At 36.7% G+C, this 22,884-nt stretch carries 14 protein-coding genes and 2 tRNA genes; 8 read left to right on the top strand and 8 right to left on the bottom strand.

Annotated features, from left to right (window positions below; all coding sequences use genetic code 11):
* Positions 1-190: 190 nt before the first annotated feature.
* Positions 191-2,629: a phenylalanine--tRNA ligase subunit beta gene (pheT, locus tag B0I22_RS02115; protein WP_342772839.1), complete on the bottom strand. Its 2,439-nt coding sequence runs from the start codon at positions 2,627-2,629 to the stop codon at positions 191-193.
* 195 nt (positions 2,630-2,824) lie between these two features.
* On the opposite strand from pheT, the gene B0I22_RS02110 reads away from it, so the two are divergent.
* Positions 2,825-3,646, top strand: coding sequence for a hypothetical protein (locus tag B0I22_RS02110; RefSeq protein ID WP_133942957.1), 822 nt, complete (start codon positions 2,825-2,827; stop codon positions 3,644-3,646).
* 99 nt (positions 3,647-3,745) lie between these two features.
* Here the strand turns inward: B0I22_RS02110 and dnaN are convergent, their stop codons facing one another.
* The gene (dnaN, locus tag B0I22_RS02105) at positions 3,746-4,876 is read right to left on the bottom strand and encodes a DNA polymerase III subunit beta (protein WP_063968383.1); all 1,131 of its coding nucleotides are present in this window, start codon (positions 4,874-4,876) and stop codon (positions 3,746-3,748) included.
* Positions 4,877-5,022: 146 nt separating this feature from the next.
* On the opposite strand from dnaN, the gene B0I22_RS02100 reads away from it, so the two are divergent.
* From B0I22_RS02100 to coaD, 3 genes are all read left to right on the top strand, one after another.
* Positions 5,023-5,385: a diacylglycerol kinase gene (locus B0I22_RS02100; RefSeq protein ID WP_133942956.1), complete on the top strand. Its 363-nt coding sequence runs from the start codon at positions 5,023-5,025 to the stop codon at positions 5,383-5,385.
* Between the two features lie 137 nt (positions 5,386-5,522).
* A complete protein-coding gene (locus tag B0I22_RS02095; RefSeq protein ID WP_133942955.1) occupies positions 5,523-6,506 on the top strand; it encodes a D-alanine--D-alanine ligase in 984 nt (327 codons plus the stop codon).
* Positions 6,507-6,561: 55 nt separating this feature from the next.
* Positions 6,562-7,023 (top strand): pantetheine-phosphate adenylyltransferase, encoded by a 462-nt coding sequence (gene coaD / locus B0I22_RS02090; protein ID WP_133942954.1) that lies wholly within the window; start codon positions 6,562-6,564, stop codon positions 7,021-7,023.
* A gap of 69 nt (positions 7,024-7,092) precedes the next feature.
* On the opposite strand, the gene B0I22_RS02085 is transcribed toward coaD, so the two are convergent.
* The 5 genes from B0I22_RS02085 to B0I22_RS02065 all read right to left on the bottom strand — a co-directional run bounded on the left by B0I22_RS02085 (position 7,093) and on the right by B0I22_RS02065 (position 17,326).
* Positions 7,093-13,809: a T9SS type B sorting domain-containing protein gene (locus B0I22_RS02085; protein WP_166668158.1), complete on the bottom strand. Its 6,717-nt coding sequence runs from the start codon at positions 13,807-13,809 to the stop codon at positions 7,093-7,095.
* Between the two features lie 115 nt (positions 13,810-13,924).
* Positions 13,925-13,997 (bottom strand) — tRNA-Phe (locus B0I22_RS02080).
* Positions 13,998-14,067: 70 nt separating this feature from the next.
* Positions 14,068-14,140, bottom strand: a tRNA-Phe gene (locus tag B0I22_RS02075).
* A 95-nt stretch (positions 14,141-14,235) separates the two neighbouring features.
* The gene (locus B0I22_RS02070; protein WP_133942952.1) at positions 14,236-16,080 is read right to left on the bottom strand and encodes a bifunctional lysophospholipid acyltransferase family protein/GNAT family N-acetyltransferase; all 1,845 of its coding nucleotides are present in this window, start codon (positions 16,078-16,080) and stop codon (positions 14,236-14,238) included.
* A gap of 7 nt (positions 16,081-16,087) precedes the next feature.
* Complete coding sequence (locus B0I22_RS02065; protein ID WP_133942951.1) at positions 16,088-17,326, bottom strand: aspartate kinase; 1,239 nt, start codon at positions 17,324-17,326, stop codon at positions 16,088-16,090.
* Between the two features lie 239 nt (positions 17,327-17,565).
* Between B0I22_RS02065 and fbp the strand changes: the two genes are divergently transcribed.
* A complete protein-coding gene (gene fbp, locus B0I22_RS02060; RefSeq protein WP_133942950.1) occupies positions 17,566-18,585 on the top strand; it encodes a class 1 fructose-bisphosphatase in 1,020 nt (339 codons plus the stop codon).
* A gap of 64 nt (positions 18,586-18,649) precedes the next feature.
* Positions 18,650-19,657: an o-succinylbenzoate synthase gene (locus B0I22_RS02055; RefSeq protein ID WP_133942949.1), complete on the top strand. Its 1,008-nt coding sequence runs from the start codon at positions 18,650-18,652 to the stop codon at positions 19,655-19,657.
* Here the strand turns inward: B0I22_RS02055 and B0I22_RS02050 are convergent.
* On the bottom strand, positions 19,654-20,520 hold the full coding sequence (locus tag B0I22_RS02050; protein WP_133942948.1) for a T9SS type A sorting domain-containing protein: 867 nt from the start codon (positions 20,518-20,520) through the stop codon (positions 19,654-19,656). The genes B0I22_RS02055 and B0I22_RS02050 overlap by 4 nt on opposite strands.
* A 237-nt stretch (positions 20,521-20,757) precedes the next feature.
* Between B0I22_RS02050 and B0I22_RS02045 the strand changes: the two genes are divergently transcribed.
* The gene (locus B0I22_RS02045) at positions 20,758-22,386 is read left to right on the top strand and encodes a T9SS type A sorting domain-containing protein (protein WP_133942947.1); all 1,629 of its coding nucleotides are present in this window, start codon (positions 20,758-20,760) and stop codon (positions 22,384-22,386) included.
* Positions 22,387-22,550: 164 nt separating this feature from the next.
* The gene (locus B0I22_RS02040; RefSeq protein WP_133942946.1) at positions 22,551-22,829 is read left to right on the top strand and encodes a co-chaperone GroES; all 279 of its coding nucleotides are present in this window, start codon (positions 22,551-22,553) and stop codon (positions 22,827-22,829) included.
* The last annotated feature ends 55 nt before the right edge of the window (positions 22,830-22,884 follow it).

Here is a 22,884-nt window from a genome sequence, read left to right as displayed (position 1 = left end):
ATTTAACTCTATTATTTAATCTTGTTATAATTTATAAGGAATTTTATTTTTATATGTCTTCCCTTCGACAAGCTCAGGATAAACTACACCTCAGACTGACAAAGAAAAAACCCTGTCAGTGTTTGAAATTCTGACAGGGCTTTTGTACTAATAACTTTGTCAAAGATTTGAAACTTTGACAAAGTGGAATTTATCTCAATTCTGCGTTCAATTCTTTTGTGAACGATTTGATGAGCGAGTTCATTACTTCTGTAATGTCTTTGTCTTCTAAGGTTTTCTCTTCGTTCAAGAGTTCGAAACTCATTGCGTAAGATTTTTTGCCTTCTGGAAGATTTTTGCCTTCGTAAACATCGAAAAGGTTGATTTTCTTGAGGAAAGGCGATTTGTTTTTCTTCGCCAGCTCGTACAATTCTGAGTAAGAAATCGTCTTGTCCACCAACAACGCAAGGTCTCTTCTGATCTTGTTGAATTTTGGAATATCGACAAATTTCAGGTTTTCGTTGCTTCTGAAAGACTGGCAATTTTCCAGCTCGATCTCTGCATAGAAAACGTCTTGGCTGATGTCGAAATCCTTCAACAATTGTGGGGAAACTTTCCCTAATCTGGCCAAAGTTTTCCCTTCTGCCTTGATTTCCAAAGCATCGGAAAAACGTGTGTCTTCCAAGGCGGATTCGTGAAGGTCAAGGTTTAATTTTTCCAAAAGAATTTTCACGTAAGCTTTCAAATGATAGAAATCTGTCGCGCTTTTCGGCTGAAGCCAGTTCTCTGCAACTTCTCTCCCAGTTGTCAGGATCGCCAATTGTTTTCTTTCTTCGTAAGTTTCTTTTTTATGATAAATTTTTCCTAATTCGAAAAACTTGATGTCGGCAGATTTTCTATTGATGTTGTAAATTGCATTTCCTAAAAGTCCTTCTAACAGAGACTTTCTCATAAATGCCAGATCGTTGCTCAATGGATTCAACAACTTTACCGCATCGGTTTCGTCTTTTACTGAGGTCAATGAATTGTTCATCACTTCATTGAAGCCGTTTCCTTGTAAAGTCCTTGCCCAGGCATTTTCTAAAGCATCTTGGTCTTCGAAATCCAATTTTACAGGTGTGAAGGATATTTTCTTTGGCGCTTCAATCTTGTTGTAGCCGTAGATTCTTAAAACTTCTTCTATGACGTCGATTTCTCTGGTAACATCGGCTCTGTAAACTGGAATTGATAATTCCAATCCGTTTTGGATTTCATTAAGAATGGTAATTTCAAGAGACTTTAAAATCTCTTTGATCTTCTCTCTATGAATCTTGGTGCCAAGAATCTGATCGATCTTCGAATATCTGAAAACAACGTAATGGTCTTTGATCTTTTCCGGATAACTTTCCAGGATCTCACCAACCAATTTTCCACCAGCCAATTCCTCGATCAACTGAATCGCGTGTGTCAAAGCAGTTCTTGCGTTGTTCGGGTCCACACCTCTTTCGAAACGGAAAGATGCGTCGGTATTTAGTCCGTGGAATTTCGAAGCTTTTCTGATCGCCACCGGATTGAAGTAAGCACTTTCTAAAAATATCGTTTTGGTCTCAGAAGAAACGCCACTTTCGCTTCCGCCAAAAACGCCGGCAATGCAAAGTGGATTGTCTTTTCCGTCTTTGATGATGATCTCGGAACCATTCAAAGTTCTTTCCACACCATCCAAAGTTTTGAATTTTGTTCCTTCTTTTACGGTCCCAACTTTCACAATTTTGTCTGCAATTTTGTCTGCATCAAAAGCGTGAAGCGGTTGTCCAAAGCCGTGAAGAATATAATTGGTAATATCGACCACATTATTGATCGGCGAAAGACCGATGGCTTTCAATCTTGCTTTCAACCAATCTGGAGAAGTTTTCACTTCTACATTTTCGATTACTGCGCCCAAATATCTTGGCGTAAGTTCAGAATTTTCTATTTGTAATTTGAAATCGTGAGAACCTTCAATATTTAAAACTTTGGATTCGATTTTCGTGAATTCTGATTTCAGGTTATTGGAAACCAAGAAAGCCTGCAAGTCTCTGGCAACGCCGTAATGTGACATTGCGTCGGTTCTGTTGGGCGTCAATCCGATTTCGTAAACTTCATCGTTTGTCAATTCAAAATAATCTGCAAAGTTTTTTCCAACTTCGAATTTTTCTGAATCCAGGACCATAATTCCGCCGTGATCGTCGCTTAAACCTAATTCGTCTTCTGCGCAGATCATCCCTTCGGAAACTTCACCACGGATCTTTGCTTTTTTGATATCGAAAGAAGTTCCGTCCTTTGCATAGATCTTGGTTCCAACCACTGCAACGGGAACGGTTTGTCCTTCAGCCACATTTGGTGCACCACAAACGATCTCTAAAACTTTTCCGCCAACATCGACTGTTGTTTTGTTGAGTTTATCTGCATTCGGATGTTTTTCGCAAGTCAAAACTTTGCCAACAACGATTCCTTCCAAGCTACCTTTTACACTTTCAAATTTATCCACGCCTTCCACTTCCAGACCGATGTCTGTAAGATAAGCACTGATCTTCTCCGTAGAAAGTTCAGTTTTGATATAATCCTTAAGCCAATTATTTGAGATTTTCATTTGATTGATTTGAAATTTGAGGTTTGAAATATGAAATTCCAAAACCTTTAAGCTTGCAAATATCGTGATTTTTTAAAAGATATAAAAATGGAAAGTTTGTAAAAAATAGAAATTATTTTTATAAAAATCCATAAAAACTATTTGATTATTTAAAGTTTGAAATTATTTCAGACAAATACGGTTTTCCGTAAATTAAATCAAAAACATAATTCTACTTTAGCAAAAAAACTAAAATTTATGAAATCTGACAGAGTCGATGAAATAGTAAAAATATTTGACAGTTATTTAATAGATAACAACAAACATTCTATTACATTAAAAACCGCAAATGAAATTTTAAGAAAAACTTTAACTGATGTTGATGAAAAAATTGATTTAAAAGAACTCTTAGAAAGTGGCACAATCACAAACGCATATCAGACACAAACATTTCCAAAGCAATGGATAATAATACATTCAAATAGCTTTACAAATCAAAACACATCTAATACTATAAATTCAAAACAAAAAATACATCAAAAGAGTACCAATAATAATTTTAATACTTACTCAGAATTATCTGTTTTTTGTAAACGCTACGAAATAGCGATTGTTATTACAGTTGCATCATTAATTACAATATTTATTGTCTATTGGCTTTCAAGAGAACAGAACAATGACACTTTACTTAACAAAAAAGAATATGTAGAAAGCAACAATGACAGTTTAAACATTGAATCTATGAGTAAAGTCTATTCTTATATTAGTTATGAAAATGATAAAGAAATTAATGGCACTATTATACAGACAAATAAGGAAACTACATATCATACTTTTGATTTTCAAAATAAAATTGTCACTTGTAAAACAAAAACAAATGGAAAAATGATGACATTTAAATATCCTATAAATGGTTTTTATAAGCAAGAAGGATTAGTTGCAACAACTTATGTAATAGAAGTTAATACGTTAGGTGTCAAAGAAATTTGGTTTAGTCCAGATGTTCCAAATCTCGGTTATGATTATGATGATGGAAGTAGAATTGCTTGCTACAATTTTGAATTATTAAATGAAGAATAGTTCTTTAAACTATAAAAAAATGAGACTCAAAAAATTCAAGTCTCATTTTTTATCTATAAAATTAATGAATAAAATCATTCATCAATTATCAATTATCATTTATAAACCAATCACCGGCATTGAAAGCATAAGGATACTTTCGTTTTCCTCCAATCCGTCAACTGGTTCTACGATTCCTGGTCTGTTTGGTTGAGACATTTTCATTGTTACATCGTCAGAAGCTAAAACAGATAACATCTCTGTCAGGAATTTTGAACTGAAACCGATGTTGATATCGTCGCCATTGTAATCGCAAGGAATCTGCATATCTGCCTTGTTTGCGTATTCTGTATCTTCTGCGTGAAGATGGAGCACGTTTCCAGACAATTTGAACCTTACCTGATTTGTAGATTTGTTTGACATAATGGACGCTCTTCTGATTGAACTCAAAAGCAGACCTCTGTTGATGGTCAAAACGTTTGGATTTTCTTTCGGAATTACCGCGTTGTAGTTTGGATATTTCCCATCGATCAAACGACAGATCCAAGTGTTGTTTCCAAAAGTGAATTTCGCCATATTGTCGCTGAACTCGATCAACACATCTTCCGTTGAATTGTTCAGGATATTTTTGAAGATCGCCAATGGTTTTTTTGGCATAATGAATTCCAAAGTCTCAGGATGCGTGACATCGGTTCTTTTGTAAACCACCAATCTGTGAGAATCTGTGGACACAAAATTGGTCTCATCTTCTTTGAATTGAAACAAAACACCCGTCATCACTGGACGAAGAGAATCATTACTCGTCGCAAACAAAGTGTTTGCAAGAGCTTCTGCCAAAACGCCACCGGAAATGGTCACTTTTTGAGACGCATCGAATTCCGGCAATTCCGGATAATCGTCTGCATTGTCTAGCGCTACTGCAAAGTTATCTTTCTCATCCAAGATCTCCAGAACGCTTCCGTTCCCGTCTTCGGAATCTTTCACGGCCAAAGTCAAAGGTTGCTCGCCGTAAGTTTTCAAGAAATCCTGAAAAATCTTTCCTGGAACTGCTATTTTTCCTTTGTCATCTGACTTCACTTCGAGAGAAGTGATCAGCGTTGTTTCGCCGTCTGATGCGGTAACAGTCAACAAGTTCTGATCTAACTCGAAAAGAAAATTCTCCAAAATCGGTCTGGACTGTGAACCGGAAATCACACCGCTAACGGTCTGTAAAGCTTTTTGCAAATCGCCACTGGCAACAATAAATCTCATAAACTGTATTTATTTCAATTCTACAAAGATAATGATTTTGATGTGATTTTAAAAGCTGTATTTATTTAGTTATTAACAATTTTGATTTTTTATTTGAAATTACTTTGATTTAATAACTTTGTCAAAGATTTAAACTTTGACAAAGTATGAAAAAACCGCCATTTCATAAAAGCGTTCAGTTCACAATCCGTGGGATTTTGTGGATATTGAGGAACGAGCGTAATTTCCAGATTCATATTTTGGGATTAATCATTAATCTTTTCCTAATTGTCTATTTTGGACTTTCGAATTTTGAAACTGCTTTGATTATTTTGGTTTCATTTTTTGTTTTGGTGACGGAAGCTTTGAATACTTGCGTTGAGAAGATTTGTGATTACATCCAACCGGAATTTGATCTCAGAATTGGAATCATTAAGGATTTGGCTGGCGGAGCAGTTTTGCTGGCGACAATTTCTGCAATTTGTGTTGGGGTTTTGGTTTACTGGCCTTATTTGAGTTTGAGGGTTTGAGAGTCGTAGCGTTTGGGAGTTTTGAATTCTAACTTTTTTATTATGACTTTAATTGAAATTAATTACTGAAAGATTACAAGATTTAATCATCGTTTTTTACATAAAATTTTTACATTTGTTTTCAATATAATTCTAGAATGAGCAAAAAAAACATCGCCGTCGTAATGGGCGGATATTCTGATGAATACAAAGTTTCGCTGAAAAGTGGACAACTGATCTTCGATTCTTTGGACCGTGAAATTTATAATGTTTACAAAGTCGTCATCCTAAAAGATGAATGGTATTTTCTCGATGAAAACGAAAATAAAAAACCTATCAACAAAGCGGATTTTTCTGCCAATCTAGGAAATGGCGAAAGTCTGAAATTCGATGCTTGTTTCAATATCATCCACGGAACACCTGGCGAAAACGGAATCTTACAAGCTTATTGGGACGCCGTTGGACAAAAATATACAGGTTGCGATTTCTACCAAAGTGCATTGACCTTCAATAAAAAAGATACGTTAGCGGTTCTTTCAAAATACGGAATTCCTTCTGCAAAAAGTATTTATTTGAGAAAAGGCGAAGATATTTCTGATGACAAGATCGTGGAAGAGCTTGGATTACCACTTTTCGTAAAGCCCAATCAAAGTGGTTCTTCACTTGGAATTTCGAAAGTCAAAGAAAAAAGCGAATTGAAAAACGCACTTGAAGTTGCTTATAAAGAAGACGACGAGATCCTTATCGAAAGTGCTCTGAACGGAACTGAAGTTTCTGTGGGCGTTTTGGATTACAAAGGTGAAGTCATCGTGCTGGGAATTACTGAGATTATTCCCGACAAAGAATTCTTCGACTACGAAGCCAAATATGAAGGCGCTTCACAGGAAATTACGCCTGCAAGAATCGACGAAGAGACGACAAAAAAGGTTGAAGAAATATCGATCAAAGCGTATAAATCACTTGGAATGAGTGGATTCTCGAGGTCAGAATTTATCATTGTGGACGGAATTCCTTATCTTTTGGAAATGAATACGAATCCTGGTTTTTCGCCGGCAAGTATTCTTCCGCAACAGGCGAAGATCTACGGAATTTCCATCAAAGACCTTTGCGGAAGCGAAGTTGAGAAAGCATTAAAAAAATAATTATAAATTAGCCAGAGAAAAGTCTTTGGCTTAATTTTTTTTAAATCTGAAATAAATGAAAATTGCTGTTTTCCCTGGATCATTCGATCCTATCACACTTGGACATTATGACATTGTAGAGCGCGCTGTTCCGCTTTTTGACAAGATCATCATCGCCATTGGAAAGAATTCTCAGAAAAAATATATGTTCTCTCTGGAGCAACGCAAGGAATTCATCAGAAAAACTTTTGAAAAATTTCCTAATGTTGAAGTAGATGATTTTGAAGGATTGACCATCGATTACTGTAAAAGTAAAAACGTGAATTTCATTTTGAGAGGCTTGCGAAATCCAGCCGATTTTGAATTTGAAAAGTCGATTGCTCAAACCAATAGAGCTTTGACAAGAGAAAACACGATTGAAACGATTTTCCTTTTGACATCTTCTGGCAAATCGTATATCAGCAGCAGTATTGTTAGGGAGATTATTTCTTATGGCGGAAACTATGAGATTATGGTTCCGGATGCGGTGAGAGTTTGATGATAATTTTAGACATAAAAAAAAGACGCTTAAATAAAATAAGCGTCTTTTTTTATGTGATTTATTGTCTTAATTTCTATTCTTAATGACTATAAATCCACTGAGTAATCTCCCATCTGTCAAGATGATGTGATACCAGTAATTATCCGTTGGTAAAGGTCTTCCCAAGAAAGATCCGTTCCAGAAAAACTTGCCTTTCACAGTTGTTTCCAGGACTACTCTACCATTTTTATCCATCACACGAACCACAGTTCCAGGATAATTTTCCAAACCTTCGATTTCCCAACCGTCATTCACACCATCTCCATTTGGTGTGATGATGTTATTGATTTTGAAAACAGTAAATTCTTTCGTAGAAACCGCACAAATATTGGTTTTCTCTCTTACATAAACTTTGTACAGTCCAGTCGGTAAATCACGATAAACGTTAGAATCTTGCCAGCTGTTTTGATTATTAAGAGAATATTCATAAACTGAAGAACCTTTTACAATGATAGTTGCTGTGGTATTTTCGATATTAACATTTGTAATTTCCGGACCTACTAATCCAGGAATTGCATTAGAAGTAATATTAATTGTAACCGGAGTCCTCAACACACTTTCGCAACCATCAACAGTTTGCGTGGCATAGTAAGTAAATCCATCCTGCAGAGCTGTTGTAGCAGGCAAGGAAACTGTAGAAGTATTATCCGAGTACCATTTGATATTGTTACCTGTAATCTTAATATCAGAAAGTTTTGCATTTTGGCTTATACAAAATAACTGAGGAGAGCTTGCTGCGGGTGGCAATGTAGATAAAATCTTAACCGTTACCGGAATACGATTACTCTCACAAGTCGCCACAATCTGAGAAGCATAGTAAGTGGTTCCGTCTGTCAAAGTTGTAGAAGCCAATAATTGATTACCTCCAATCAATGCATCATAAAATTGCACACCGTTTCCTGTAATCTTGATATCAGAAATTTTTGATTGGTTTTGTACACAGAAATTTTGTAATGCAGAAGCAATAGGCAAAGGCGTATTATTGGTATATGTTTTAATAATAACTTCTGTAGGATCCGACGTACAGCCAATTGTGTTTTTATATCTTACATTATAGGTATTTGGCGCCAATCCTTTGAAAGAATTAGAACTTACCCAAGTCAAACCATCATCTATAGAATATTGAACTGCTGAAGTATTGATGACAATTTCTCCACTAGAATGATGACAATCCAACTGTTGAACTTGAACCACTGGCATCACTGGTGTATCAATGGGTTTCTTAACAGTTACCAAAACAGCTCCCGATTCACAACCTGCAGAATTTTTTGTTTTTAACTGATAATTACCCGGCGCCAATTGTCCTGAATTTGAATTTGGTGAATAAGTGACGCCGTTGTCAAAACTATACAATGCCGAAACTGTTGAGATCGTAATATCCCCAAACGGATTGGTACAAGACGCAGGTTGATTGACGGAATAAACCGGTAAAATTGGTGCATCCGGAGGAGAATCTATTGTAACACTAAGTGCCAATGATGAACAACCATTGGTCGTTAGTTTTTGTTTTACAAGATATGTTCCGGGCGCTAAGGTTGCATTTGAGCTTGTTCCCCAAGTTGCGCCATCATCAAAACTATAAAATCCTGCTGGAGAAATGACAGAAATTTTCCCAGTACTTGCCGTACAACCCAATGGCTGAGTGATGGCAACTTGAGGTAAATCTGGTGTAATTGGTTTGGTATTAACCGTAACCATTGCAGCTAGCGAAATACATCCTGCCGCATCCTTTATCATGAGATTATAAGTTCCCGGAGACAAATTTGATTTGGTGTCTGATGTTCCATACGTCAATCCATTGTCAAAACTGAATTCCGCCGCCGGACTTGTGATTTTAATTTCTCCCAGGGCATTACTACAATCTGGTTGATTGACAGCATAAACCGGAGCCGGCAGAGGAGCGGGAGTAGAAACAACTGCTGTTGCAACATTTGAGATACAGCCTGCCGCATTTTTCACCTTCACTTGATAAGTTCCTGGTAAGAGATTACTTTTCGTATTAGAATATGTAAAAGTCAAACCATTATCAAAACTATAGGTTGACGCTGGGCTGGTGACCGTAATACTTCCTGTTGCGACACTACAGGTAGGAGCCGTCACCGAAACATCTGGTGCAGCAATCGCAATTCCAGAATCTAAAGTTACTACCGTGGTTTTTGATTCGCAACTGTAGGAATTTAGTTTTAATTTGATGATATAAGTTCCTGCTCCAAGGTTATTTTTAACAGGATTTGTAGTCCAAGATGCCCCATCATTGAATGAATAACTGATGGCTGTTGTGTTAATTTTGATGCTACCATCTGTACTGTCACAAGCCGTTGGTTGCACAATCGTAACCGCTGGAGCAGCTGGAATATTAGGACTGGAATTGATATATGCATAAGCTGCCTGGGAAACGCATCCAAAACTATTTTTAATCAAAACATTATATGATCCGGAAGCAACGTTTGTTTTAATGGGATTGGTAACCCAAGTGGTTCCATTATCAAAACTATAAAGATCTGCAATGGTGTTCACGATTATGCTACCTGAAGGCGCAGCACAAGTCGGCTGAATTGTAGTAATCAGTGGTGAGCTTAAGAAATATTTCTGTACGTTCTCATTCGTCGCTGTAGAAATACAACCTGCTGAGTTTTTAATTTTAATACTATAATATCCCGGAGTAGGATTAAGTAAAGTAGAGCTAGTTCCCCAAGTAACGCCATTATCAAAAGAATAGAAAGCAGCGTTGGAAACCACTGTGATACTACCATTATTAGCACAAGTTGGCTGCACCACTTTCGTCATTGGTCTTGGTAAATAATATGTTGCAATACTCACAGAAAATGATTCTGAAATACAATTTTGCGCGTTTTTTACAACGATATAATAATAACCCGATGTCAAATTACTGAGAACAGGATTAGTAGTCCAAGTATTTCCGTTATCAAAGCTGTATTGAGCTGCTGGAGTCAATATTTTGATACTTCCATTCAATCCGCATTTTGGTTGGATGATTTCCACATCTGGCTTTGGAAGGTAGTACTTGTCAAGCGTCAAATATCTTCCGTAAAGATTAGAGGTACAGTTCAAACTATTTTTTACAGCTATATTATACGACCCTTGCGGAAGGTTTGAAAAGACAGGATTGGAACTCCAAGTGTTTCCACCGTTGATACTGTAAGAAGCAGATGGTGTTGTAATAGTTATAGTCCCTCCAACACCACAAGAAGGTTGCGTGAATGTATAATCCGGATTATCCAGATAGAACTGTTTGAGATTAACTGAAGTACTTGATGATGTGCAACTTCCGGTTTTGATTGAAACATAATAATAACCATAATTAAGATTATTGAAAACAGGCGTTGTAACCCAAGTATTTCCACCATCTATACTGTAAAAATCTGCAACAGCATTAACTGTGATACTTCCTTTGGTACCACAAGTAGGCTGAACAGATGAAACTGATGGCGTTGCAAGATTATAATCATTAAGTTCAACATTGATATAATTGGAACTGCAACCTCCTTTTCTCACCATCAGATAATAGTAACCTTTTGCAACATTATTGAAGTCTGGATTGGTGGACCAAGAACTTCCTCCATTGATGCTGTATTGATCCGCAACAGAAATAAATTTGATACTTCCCACAGTATTGCCACAACTAGGACTTACCGCTGTATAAGTTGGATTTTCCAAATAAGCCTGATCCAAAGAAGCATAAGATCCTTCCGAAACACAATTCAAATTATTTTTAATAACTATCGTGTAACCACTCCCGTTCAAATTACTGAAAACAGGATTGGTAGTCCAAGACGAGCCTCCATTAATACTGTATTGATCGGCAATTGTGGTAATCGTAATGCTTCCTTTCGTAGTACAAGTTGGTTGCGTCACGGTGAAGTTGGGCTGAGGCAATTTCTTCTCTGATAGATAAACAGATCTTGGATAAGACTTGCATCCAATACTATTTTTCACAAGAATCTGATACGTTCCTGCGGGTAAAACTTTAGAATTTGTGGTCACCCAAGTTGCACCATTATCAAAACTGTAAAAATCATAAACACTGTTGATTGTAATTTTTCCATTGACACCACAACCCGGCTGCTCCACGGTATGAATTGGATCCGGAAGCATAGGCGGATACAATGTAACTGTTTGTGCCTGCGAAACGCAATTTGCCGCATTTTTAATTTTGATTCGATAGGTGCCTGGTGGCAGTTCTGCCAAATTACTTGTGGTCCACGTCACGCCGTTATCAAAACTGTATTGTGCAGCTTCAGTTTTAATATAGATCATACCATCTGTCCCACATTCTGGTTGAATTGCTTCTGTCTGAGGAGATTGGCTTTCAAATTTGTTAACATAAATTGGCGTGTAATACGAAATGCAGCCTAAATAATTTTTGATACCCACGGAAAAATTTCCTGCTCCTACATTACTCAAAACGTTAGATGTTACCCAAGTCGTCCCTCCATCGAAAGTATAAAGATCCGCTGGCGTATTGATCGTGATACTTCCAAGAACAGAGCATGCAGGACTTACCAAAGTATATTCTGCATTGCCTAAAGTCTGGCTTTCTATCAATACGACTTGTGCGTTCGAAATACAACCTGCAACATCTTTTGTTCTCACCACATATCTGCCCGGCTGCAATTTGTCTGCTACAGGATTATTGACCCAAGTTAGACCATTATCAAAACTATAATACGCTGCAATAGTGCTTACTGTAATTATTCCTGTATCACCGCAAAATCTCGGTTGCGTTGGACTGGCATTAGGGTATGGTAATAAGGACTGCACGATATCTACTTCTTGCGAGTAGGAGGTACAACCTTTCGCCGTTTTTATTTTAACAAAATATTTTCCTGGATAGAGATTGGCTTTTGTTGCATTGGTGGTCCAGGTTACGCCGTCATCAAAACTATATTCGGAAGCTGGCGAAGTAACCTTAATTGTTCCAGAAGACACAAAACAAGAAGGTTGTGTTACCAGTAGTGTAGGAGAAACAGCCGTCTGGCTTGGCTCAATACTTACGCTTGCCGTACTGCTACAACCGTAGCTATCAGTAACTATTACAGAATAGACTCCAACATCTGTGACGGTAATTTTTTGAGTCGTCAGATTATTATGACTCCATTGATAAGAGCTTCCCGGCGAAGCTGTCAGTTCTGTACTTCCGGAGCAGACATTCAGAATTCCGGTAATGTTGGCGGTTGGATTTCTAACTTCCAGCGAAACAGGAATGATTTTAAAACAACTAGGATCTCGGGATACTCGGATATAAATCGTACTTGTTCCCGATGAGTAACTTGTAAATCCTAAGATATTATTAGAATTGCTAAAAGCATCGTTATAATTTCTGAAGTAAGTAAAGCTGAGTCCCGCAGTAGAAGTCACTACTTTGCTATCCAAATCGGTAAGATTAAAATTCTCAACACCATCTTGTCCTGCATCACATTTATTCAACTTTGCGGTAGTCACAGGAATATTACAGGACGATGAACAATTGAGAAAACTAATATCCCAACCATCATTAGCATCATTATCAGAGGCATTGGAGAAAAAATTACCACCTCCACAGGAACTTCCTTGGATATCATAATTAATATCCACTCCCACGTTGTAATTTCCCTGCACAATATTCGGAATATCGGAATTATTGAGAACGAAATTAAATTTCTTATTTACATTATCAATTGTAGCCGCCTGCGTCGTATGAACCACAGTTCCTGCATCATTGTACAATTTTAAAGTTATATTTTTTACAGATGCCGTGACGCCACCAGAATTGGGTAAAGTGAAAACACCAGAAACATTGATTGGCAAAGTAGGACAAACCGCATTCAAAGGATCCAACGTAATACTTCCGACAAAACTTTCATCGGAATGCAGTAGGCAAATATCATCTACATAAGCATAACCAAAATGACCTCCCAATCCACATCTGGAAGCCATAAATTCGACTGTAAATTCTTCATTATTCGGAATCCCTGAAATATCCAGCAATCCAGATTGCCAATTGGCGGTATAAAGCGTCACATAGCCATAACCCCCATCAGGAACTTTTGTGAAAATACAGTTTTTCTCATCTCCCACAAGACAAAACTCACTTACAACTACATTGGATTTATTAAGAATTCTTGCCTTGAAAAACGCCTGATTGTCTGTGTGACTGTTATCATAAACACTTTGCAGAATGGCTTTGTAATTGAACTTCAGGAAATTTTCATTATTAGTTTTGAATCTTTTTCCTTGTACTATTGCACCATAAGTGCTAGAATTGGTATGATTGATTTTCAGAGCATATTGGTCAAATGCCTTGATGTCTCCCATAAATTGGTCTATGAGATTAGAAGGCACCGTGGTTGCCATCAGATTATTGGCTGTTGGACTGTATTGGTCTATGTAGGAATCTGCCTTGTTGGAAATTGATCTACATTGCGTAGGACCGGGAGGATCTCCGATGGTGTGTAAGAAATTTTTAAGATAATTTTTCCCACCTACGCTTTCTACTTGTTCAAAACCGCCGTTGGAACACATCTCTACCAAAACCGGCGCAGCAGCTTTTCGCAACATTCTATTTTCTTGGAGAACTTTGTTTGCACGGTCATTCAGAAAATTATCTTTGAGTTTTTTATCCGTGATGATTTTCCCCGATTTATCCTCTACGATTCCGTTGTTTAGATAATTAAGATTATCATTTTTCTGAGCGTTGAAGTAAGAAATTAGAAAAAAGAATAACAGAAAGTAGTACTTTTTCATGCAATTAAGATTATGGAAATAAGTTTTTACAAAAATATTCTTTTTTAAGAAAACATTAACAAATATTTTTAAAATTAATGCACAAAAAAACCGCCTAAAATTAGGCGGTTTTAAGTGGTTTCTCCAGGGATCGAACCAGGGACACATGGATTTTCAATCCATTGCTCTACCAACTGAGCTAAGAAACCAAAACTTTTTTGTTCTGTTCGATGTAATAAATACATCTTTTAATTTTTTAAATCTTAAATTAAGATGTTGTGGTTTCTCCAGGGATCGAACCAGGGACACATGGATTTTCAATCCATTGCTCTACCAACTGAGCTAAGAAACCAACACTCGCATTGTTATTTTGAGTGGTGCAAAAATATATTCTTTATTCTTACTGTGCAAGTTATATTGAAAATTCCTTGAATATTAATGCAAAAATCACTGATTTTCAGACGATTTTTTTTCAGTTTGCGCTTTGAAAAAATCACTCAATTCCTCCAAAACCGGCTTGATTGTATCTTCCGGAAGATCACTGATTCTGATATACATCAATCCATCAATCGCATCATTGAAGTTTGGATCTACGTTGAAGGCGATCATTTTTGCATTTTGTTTAATATATTTCTTAATCAAAACCGGCAATCTTAATTCAGGTTCAAGATCGTCAATAATTTTATCAAGCTTATTAAGATCAGCATCCATATCTTCAAAGAACAATGCTTTATCACGCTCTTTCATCACTACTTTAAATTCATTTTTTGGATGAATATATTGTGCAACTGCAGAATCATAATAATGAGAACGCATAAATTCAATCATCAATGATTTTGAGAATTCTGAGAATTTGTTGCTGATGCTCACGCCTCCCATCAGGAATTTGTGTTCCGGATTTCTCAAACAAACGTGAACAATTCCTCTCCAAAGCAGGAATAATGGAAATGGTTTTTGCTGATATTCTATGGAAATGTAAGCTCTTCCCATTTCTATCACTTTTCGGAAAAATGGTTGCAATTCCGGATCATATTCAAAGAGAGAACTGGTGTAGAATCCATCTATGCCATGCTTTTTCATGACTTCGGAACCCAGAGCCATTCGGTAAGCGCCAACCAGCTTTTTATCCGCATTGTCCCAAAGGAAAAGATGATGGTAATGATTATCGTACTCATCCAGATCAAAAGGAAGATTTGTCCCTTCTCCAATGGCGCGGAATGTGAGTTCTCTCTGCCTTCCGATTTCCCTCATTATGGATGGAATCTCTTCGGATTTGGTGAAAAACACATCGTAATCGCCGTGTGAAAAAAGTTTCTTATTTTCGGTTTGTTTCAGCGTATTAATTTCGTTTTCAATATCTTCAGTCGGCGTTGCATCTATGATATTCTGAACAATATTGTTTTGTTTCTGAAGCGGATTTTTCAATGACATATTGGGCAGCTTCAGTTTCTCTGTTATGCTTTTTCTTCTTTCGTAGTAAGACTTCAGCATATAGACTTTGTTGTACAGATAATCGCCCAATTCTTCCAGCGTTTCTTCCTCATCCATTTGTTTTACAGAGATTGGTTTTCCAATTCGGATTCGGATGGGCTTATCCCTTTTGCGCATCATTTCTGTTGGTAGCATCAAGGTTTGCAAATCCGGATGCAGCTTAGAAACATTATAAAACATTTTACTGTTAGTTGCGTGGAAATACATCGGGATTACCGGAACTTTAGCTTTTTTAATGATTTTCAAAGCTGTTTTTCCCCAAGGTCTGTCTAGTATTTCTCCGTACTCATTATTTTTATTAGAAACTTCGCCTGCAGGAAAAATTCCAAGACACCCTCCTTCCGACAAATGCCTGAAAGTTTCTCTCATCCCGCCAGAACTGTTGAAAGCATCTTTTCTTTCTTCGAATGGGTTAACCGAAATCACAAATGGATCCATTGGCTTAATTTTCGAAAGGAGAAAATTCCCCATCACTTTGAAATCCGGACGCACGCGCAACAGAATTTTGCACATCAAAATCCCATCCAATGCTCCCAGCGGATGATTGGAAACGATAATGAACGGACCGGTTTTTGGAACTTTGGCAAGATCTTCTTCAAACACGATGTAGCTGAGTTCCTGCTCGCGAATGAACTCATCAAAAAACTCTACGCCTTTGGTGTGAATCAGTTTGTTATAGAGATCATTGACTTCATTTATTTTTGTGAGATTCATAATTGCCGAAGCCACTGGTCTTTTGAGAAAACCAATTTTTTCTAATCCGGCAGCTTTTATCAAGTCTTCTTTGGAAATTAAGCTCATAGTTTTTTTACATAGTTACCATTTGAAATGTTTTTTTGGAAATCTGTTCCAGCAAGACTTTTTTGTCTTTGTAGAATTTGTCCAGCTTATCCAATTCTGCATTTCTGACAGTAAATAACGCTACATTTTTTGTCATTTGTGTGATGAAGTTTTGTTGCAATTCTTCATTGAAATCGTTTGCTGTTCCAAATTTGTCTTCCAAACATAAAGCTAATGAAATTGCTGAATTCTGCATCAAAGAAACTTTAATTTTATATTTTGCCAAAAGTGTAAATATCAAACTGATGTGATCCTCGGCTATGAAAGAGAAGTCTCGCGTTTCAACATTCAGCAACGTTTGATTTTCTTTCAGGATATAACTTTCTGTAAGTTCGTTTTCTGCGGAATTCCCAACTTTAGTTCCCGGTTCTTTCGGCTCAACAAATGATTTTACAAAAAACGGAATATTCTTCTGTTTCAGCGGTTGTAAAGTTTTTGGGTGAATGACAGATGCGCCGTAGTAAGCCATCTCAATCGCTTCCTCGTAAGAAATATGCGTCAACAATTCCACATCATCAAATTTTCTTGGATCGCCAGTCATCACGCCGGGAACGTCTTTCCAGATCGTCATTTCGTCTGCATTGAGGCAATAAGCGAAAATCGCAGCGGTGTAATCTGAACCTTCACGACCCAATGTCACCGTGAAATTATTACTTTCTGACCCTATAAATCCCTGCGTCACATAGCAATTGATCTTATCCAGTTTGGAAATATTCTGTTCTGTCTCCTGCCAGTTTACGATTCCTTCTCTATAATTTGTATCGGTTTTAATATAATCTCTCGCATCCAACCAATGGTTGAAAAACTGAATTTCATTTAGATATTCGCTGAGAATTTTGGAAGAAATCATCTCACCACAACTTACAACCTGATCGTAAACGAAGTTATAATTCGGCGATTTGTTTCTTCTCAAAAAAGAATCAATATCATCAAAAAATAATGATATCTCCCCAAAAACGGGATGACCTTCTGAGAATAAACCTTTGGCAATATCGATGTGAGATTTCTTTATCAATTCTATTTCTGCCTGGTAATCCTGCTTCTTGAAGTAATATTCTACTACTTTTTCCAGCGCATTCGTCGTTTTTCCCATAGCGGAAACCACCAGCAGACATTTTTCAAAACCTTGTGTTTCCAGAACCAAAGCCACATTTTTCACACCATCGGCATCTTTTACAGATGCGCCACCAAATTTGTAAATTTTCATTAGATTTTTACCGTTAGATTTTTTTCTTATAAAATTAAGAAGCTGTTAATCGAATATTAACTTTCAAAAATATTAATAATGAACGAAATATAAAAATTAGAGACTTCTTTTTCCAATGCCTCAATTTGAGATATAAAACATATTAATGAAATTATGATAAGTGTCATCAAAAAATGGTAAATTTTGTTTCATTGAATTAAAAAAAAATATAGTTTTGTAAAAATCAAATTAACCAAAATATGTCAAATCAGGCTTTGCAGACTTTAGGAGAATTCATTATCGAAAAACAAGATGATTTCAAATACTCCACCGGAGAACTTTCCAGACTTATCAGTTCCATCAGGATTGCTACGAAAATCGTCAACCGCGAAGTGAACAAAGCAGGAATTGCCGACATCATTGGAAAAGTGGGAACAGAAAACATCCAAGGCGAAGAACAGCAAAAACTGGATGTTCTGGCGAATGACATCTTCATCGCTGCTCTTTCTCAGCGAGAAGTGGTTTGCGGAATTGCCTCTGAGGAAAACGATGACTTTATAGAAGTGAAATGCACGGAAAACGCACACCTCAGCAAATATGTGGTTTTGATTGATCCTTTGGATGGCTCTTCCAACATCGATGTGAATGTGTCTGTGGGAACCATTTTTTCTATTTACAGGAGAGTTTCGGATCCGGGAAGTCCTGTAGAATTGAGAGATTTCTTACAAAAAGGTGTGAATCAAGTTGCAGCAGGTTACGTGGTTTATGGCTCATCTACAATGATTGTTTACACGACTGGAAATGGCGTGAATGGATTTACTTTGGATCCATCAATCGGAACTTACTACTTATCTCACGAAAACATCAAGTTCCCAACTGCGGGGAAAATCTACTCTATCAACGAAGGAAATTATGTTAAATTTCCGCAAGGCGTGAAAGATTACATCAAATATTGTCAGGAGGAAGAAGGCGACAGACCATATACATCCAGATATATCGGATCGTTGGTTTCGGATTTTCACAGAAATATGCTGAAAGGCGGCATCTACATCTACCCTTCCACATCGCAATCTCCAAAAGGAAAACTTAGACTTCTTTACGAATGTAATCCATTAGCCTATTTGGCAGAACAAGCCGGCGGAAAATGCAGTGACGGTTTCAAAAGAATTATGGAAATTGAGCCAACAGAGCTTCATCAGCGTGTTCCTTTTTTCTGCGGAAGTGCAGCAATGGTAACGAAAGCAGAGGAATTTATGGCAAAAGCGGTAAATAAAAATTAAACTTATTTTTTTTAGATTATTCTATAAAAGACCGATTTTCTCGGTCTTTTCTTATTTTTGTAAAATGAAGACTGCAAAATTTCACCAATATATTCTCAATTTTAAACGTCCAAGCGGAACTTCGCGCGGCATATTGGACACGAAAGAAACTTATTTTATCGAAATCTTTGAAGATGACAAAAAAGGAATCGGAGAATGTTCTCTTTTCCGAGGATTGAGTTTTGATGACGATGACGATTATGAAAATGCTTTGGAATGGGCTTGCAGAAACATCAATCTTAAATTAGAAGATTTGCAGGAAGAACTCGTGAATCATCCTTCCATTATTTTTGGAATCGAACAAGCTTTGTTGAACCTTGAACATCAGGGAGACCTTTATTTTCCTAGTGATTTCACAGATGGAAAAGATTCTATTATGATTAATGGATTGATTTGGATGGGCGATACAGATTATATGCAATCTCAAATTGAAGAAAAACTGGAAAGTAGTTTCACTTGCATCAAACTAAAAATCGGAACTGATTGGGATTCTGAAAGAGAAATATTAAAGTCTCTAAGAAAGAAATTCCCGAAAGATAAAATTGAACTTCGCGTAGATGCCAATGGCGCTTTCTCTCCAGAACAAGCTAAAGTCGTTTTGGAAGAATTGGCAAAACTCGATATTCATTCGATCGAACAACCGATACAAGCCGGAAACTGGGAAGCGATGGCAGAACTTTGCAAAAACACACCAACTCCCATTGCGCTGGACGAAGAATTGATCGGAATTTTGAATGTGGAATCTAAGAAAGACCTTCTCCGAAAAGTTGAACCTCAATATATTATTTTGAAACCAAGTCTGATCGGCGGATTTTCCGGATCTGATGAATGGATTAGTTTGGCAGAAAAACAAAATATTGGCTGGTGGATCACATCTGCACTGGAAAGTAACATTGGACTGAATGCCATTGCACAATACACTTATCTCAAAAAAAATCCGATGCCGCAAGGATTGGGCACCGGAAGTTTGTTTACAAATAATTTTCCTAGTCCTTTGATATTAAAAGGAGAAAATCTTTGGTTTGAAAATTAATTTTTGATAATTTTTTGACTGAAAGTTTCGTTTCCTTTGATTTGGATTTTCAAAACATATTGACCTTTGGAAAGATCTGACATATTCACAGTTGTGATGTTTTGATAGGACTTAATCAATTTTCCATCTGCCGAATAGAGATCTACCCTATTGACTTGTTCGGAAAATCTAAGATCATCTTTCACAAGGGTATTCAGGACAACTTGTTTCTTAGTCGTATCGGAAACAGCGAGCGTTTGCGTGAAAAGATAAACTCCGGTAAGCAAATTGAAACTAATGTTATAAGTTCCTGCTACATTTGCATTGATGTTAAGACCTCCCAAAACTCCTAAACCAGTCGGGAATGCACCATTGCTACTTCCCCAACTCACTAGCCAGCCAGCTTCCAAACGGAATTTGACCTCGCCGGAAACTAAGTTGTAATTTTGAAGATTATAAGTAATTCCATCGATTGTATTCAGGAAAACATCTGTTTCCCATGGTGTTCCTATGTTATTACCCACCAAAGAAACTCTAGGGAAAGAAGTGAGGACAAAAGCGTAAACCCCAGTTAACTTGTTGAAAACGACATTATATGTACCTGCGACATTCACAAGAATGTTAGCCTGCACATTCAGAACGCCAATTCCTACAGGAAAAGAATTTGCACCCCAACTATTTCCCCAACTGTGATTTTCTCTAAACTTGATTTCGCCAGGAATCAGAGAAACATTAGCTGCGGTGTAGATAATTCCAGTAGTCGATGTTAGATCCACATCATCTTCCCAATTGTTAAATTGTGCGCCAGTCAAAGAAATTGTCTGCGCATGACATACAAAACTTGCCAATAATAGGCTCATAGCAAAAAATAATTGTTTAATCATAACTTATAATTTAATATTGTTAAGAATTATACAAAACACCTGCCAAAATTGTTAACGATTTATTAACATTAAAATATAGCAATACTAACAATTCTTAAAAAAATGGAATGATTATTAGTTTGATATTTCAGTAGAATTGGCTTAGAATCAAGATTTAGAGTACATGCTAATTAAATTAAGCATCGAATAGCGCTACTTTAAAAATCAAAAATATATTAATCACCAAAACAAAATTTTATGAAAAAGTATTATTTCTTAGGTTTTCTTTTACTCATTTTAAAATTAAATTCTCAAATATTTGTAACTCAATCCGGCGCCGGAAACAAAAGCGGATCTTCCTGGGCTAATGCTTCCACATTACAAAACGCCATCAGCAACGCGGGATCAAACTCACAATTGTGGTTAAAATCTGGTGTTTACAATATCACCTCCAGCTTAGTTTTGGAGAATAATATTTCAAATCTAAAATTATACGGTGGATTTGCGGGAACAGAAACCAACCTCAACCAAAGAAATTACACGACAAATCTTACAATTCTTGATGGACAGAATACCACCCAAATCCTGATGCTCAGAAGCGACAATACCGAAGTGAATGGTATCACATTCAGAAATGGATTTGTAACCGGAACCATCACAGGAGGCACAAATCCCAACTCTGGAGGTGGCGCAATCTTCATGGCTGGCGAAAATTTTATTTTAAAAAATTGCAAATTCACCGATAACGTCTCTACATCCGAAAGAGGTGCAGGCGCAGTTTACCTTAGAAACGGCGGCGGACACTTGGTTGAAAATTGTGATTTTGAAGGCAACAAAAACCACTCTGTCGAAGGAAATGGCGGAGGCGCTATTCACAACTGGGACGATAATGTGACCATCCGCGACAGCAGATTTATTAATAATAGTTCCGTAAATCCTGGTGGCGCAATTTATACCTGGACGCAAAAGGCAAATATCATCAATTGTACTTTTGAGAACAACCATTCCGACGTGTCTGGCGGTGCGATTCACTCGAAATCTGAGCTTAATTTATCCAATTCCGTTTTCAAATCCAACTCTTGTAATCAAAATGGAGGTGCTATTTATAGTTGGGAAATTTTAAAAGTAATAAACTCACTTTTCCATCAGAATTCAGCTTTGGAATCGGGCGGCGGAATTTATAATAACGATGAACTTTATGTTTCTAATTCGACTTTTGTTTCAAATGAAGGTTCAGCGATCATCCACAGACACCTTGACTCGAATGTAAACTCTACATATTTGACCCATATATTCAATTCTATTTTCTACAACAATACAGCAAAATCTGGCTCAGCAAACCTAGCCGACGTAGATCACACATCTCCCAACAGCAATGATCAAAGTACGAAAGACTTCAGAAGAAATATTTTCCAAGCCAACACTTTTGGAAGCAATAATCTTGTAGGAACCAATCCTCTTTTTATGAATTCTCTTAATAATTTCAACTTACAAGATACCAGTCCAGGAAGAAACATTGGAGAAAATGCACTTTATAACAATGTTTCTCAAATTCCTATTTCAAACTCCAAAGATTTAGCAGGAAATCCAAGATTATCTGGAAACTCTATAGATTTAGGAGCATACGAAACCGAAGGAAACCTCGCCGTTTCTGAAACTGCTTCTTATAATATTACATTCTATCCCAATCCAGTGAAAGATTTTTTACACATTCAAAAAATACCATCCAATACAACTTACAAAATCTTCACTTCTGCAGGTCAATTATTATCCAAAGGAACAATAATTAACAACAGCATCGATCTAAGGAAAATAGATAAAGGGATTTATATTCTTGTAATAGAAGACGGCATTAATTCCTATTCCAAAAAAATCATTAAGGATTAATTTTAAACTTTGATGATTCCAAATTTAGTCTGCCAAAATTTCCAGTATTAAGAATAAATATCTGCCAAAAACAACTTCAAACCTCTAACTTTTGACTTCTATCACCATTGGCACATTGTTGGAGATTTGAAGAATTAGAATAATATTAAAATCAAAATATAATTATGTCAGTAAATTTCAAACCGCTAGCGGACAGAGTTTTGGTAGAACCAACACCTGCAGAAACTAAAACAGCATCAGGACTTATCATCCCGGACACTGCGAAAGAAAAACCACAAGAAGGAACTGTAGTTGCCGTAGGACCTGGAAAAAAAGATGAACCAACGACTGTACAAGTAGGCGACAAAGTACTTTATGGAAAATATTCCGGAACTGAATTGAAATTTGAAGGGAAAGATTACCTTATAGTAAAAGAAGGAGACCTTTTAGGAATTATTGGATAATTAATTGTAAAAAGTAAAACATATTCACGTAAAACGATTTCAACTTTCGTGGATA

The sequence above is a fragment of the Epilithonimonas xixisoli genome (assembly GCF_004365655.1).
GTDB lineage: Bacteria > Bacteroidota > Bacteroidia > Flavobacteriales > Weeksellaceae > Epilithonimonas > Epilithonimonas xixisoli.
This window is presented reverse-complemented; position numbering and strand designations above follow the sequence as displayed.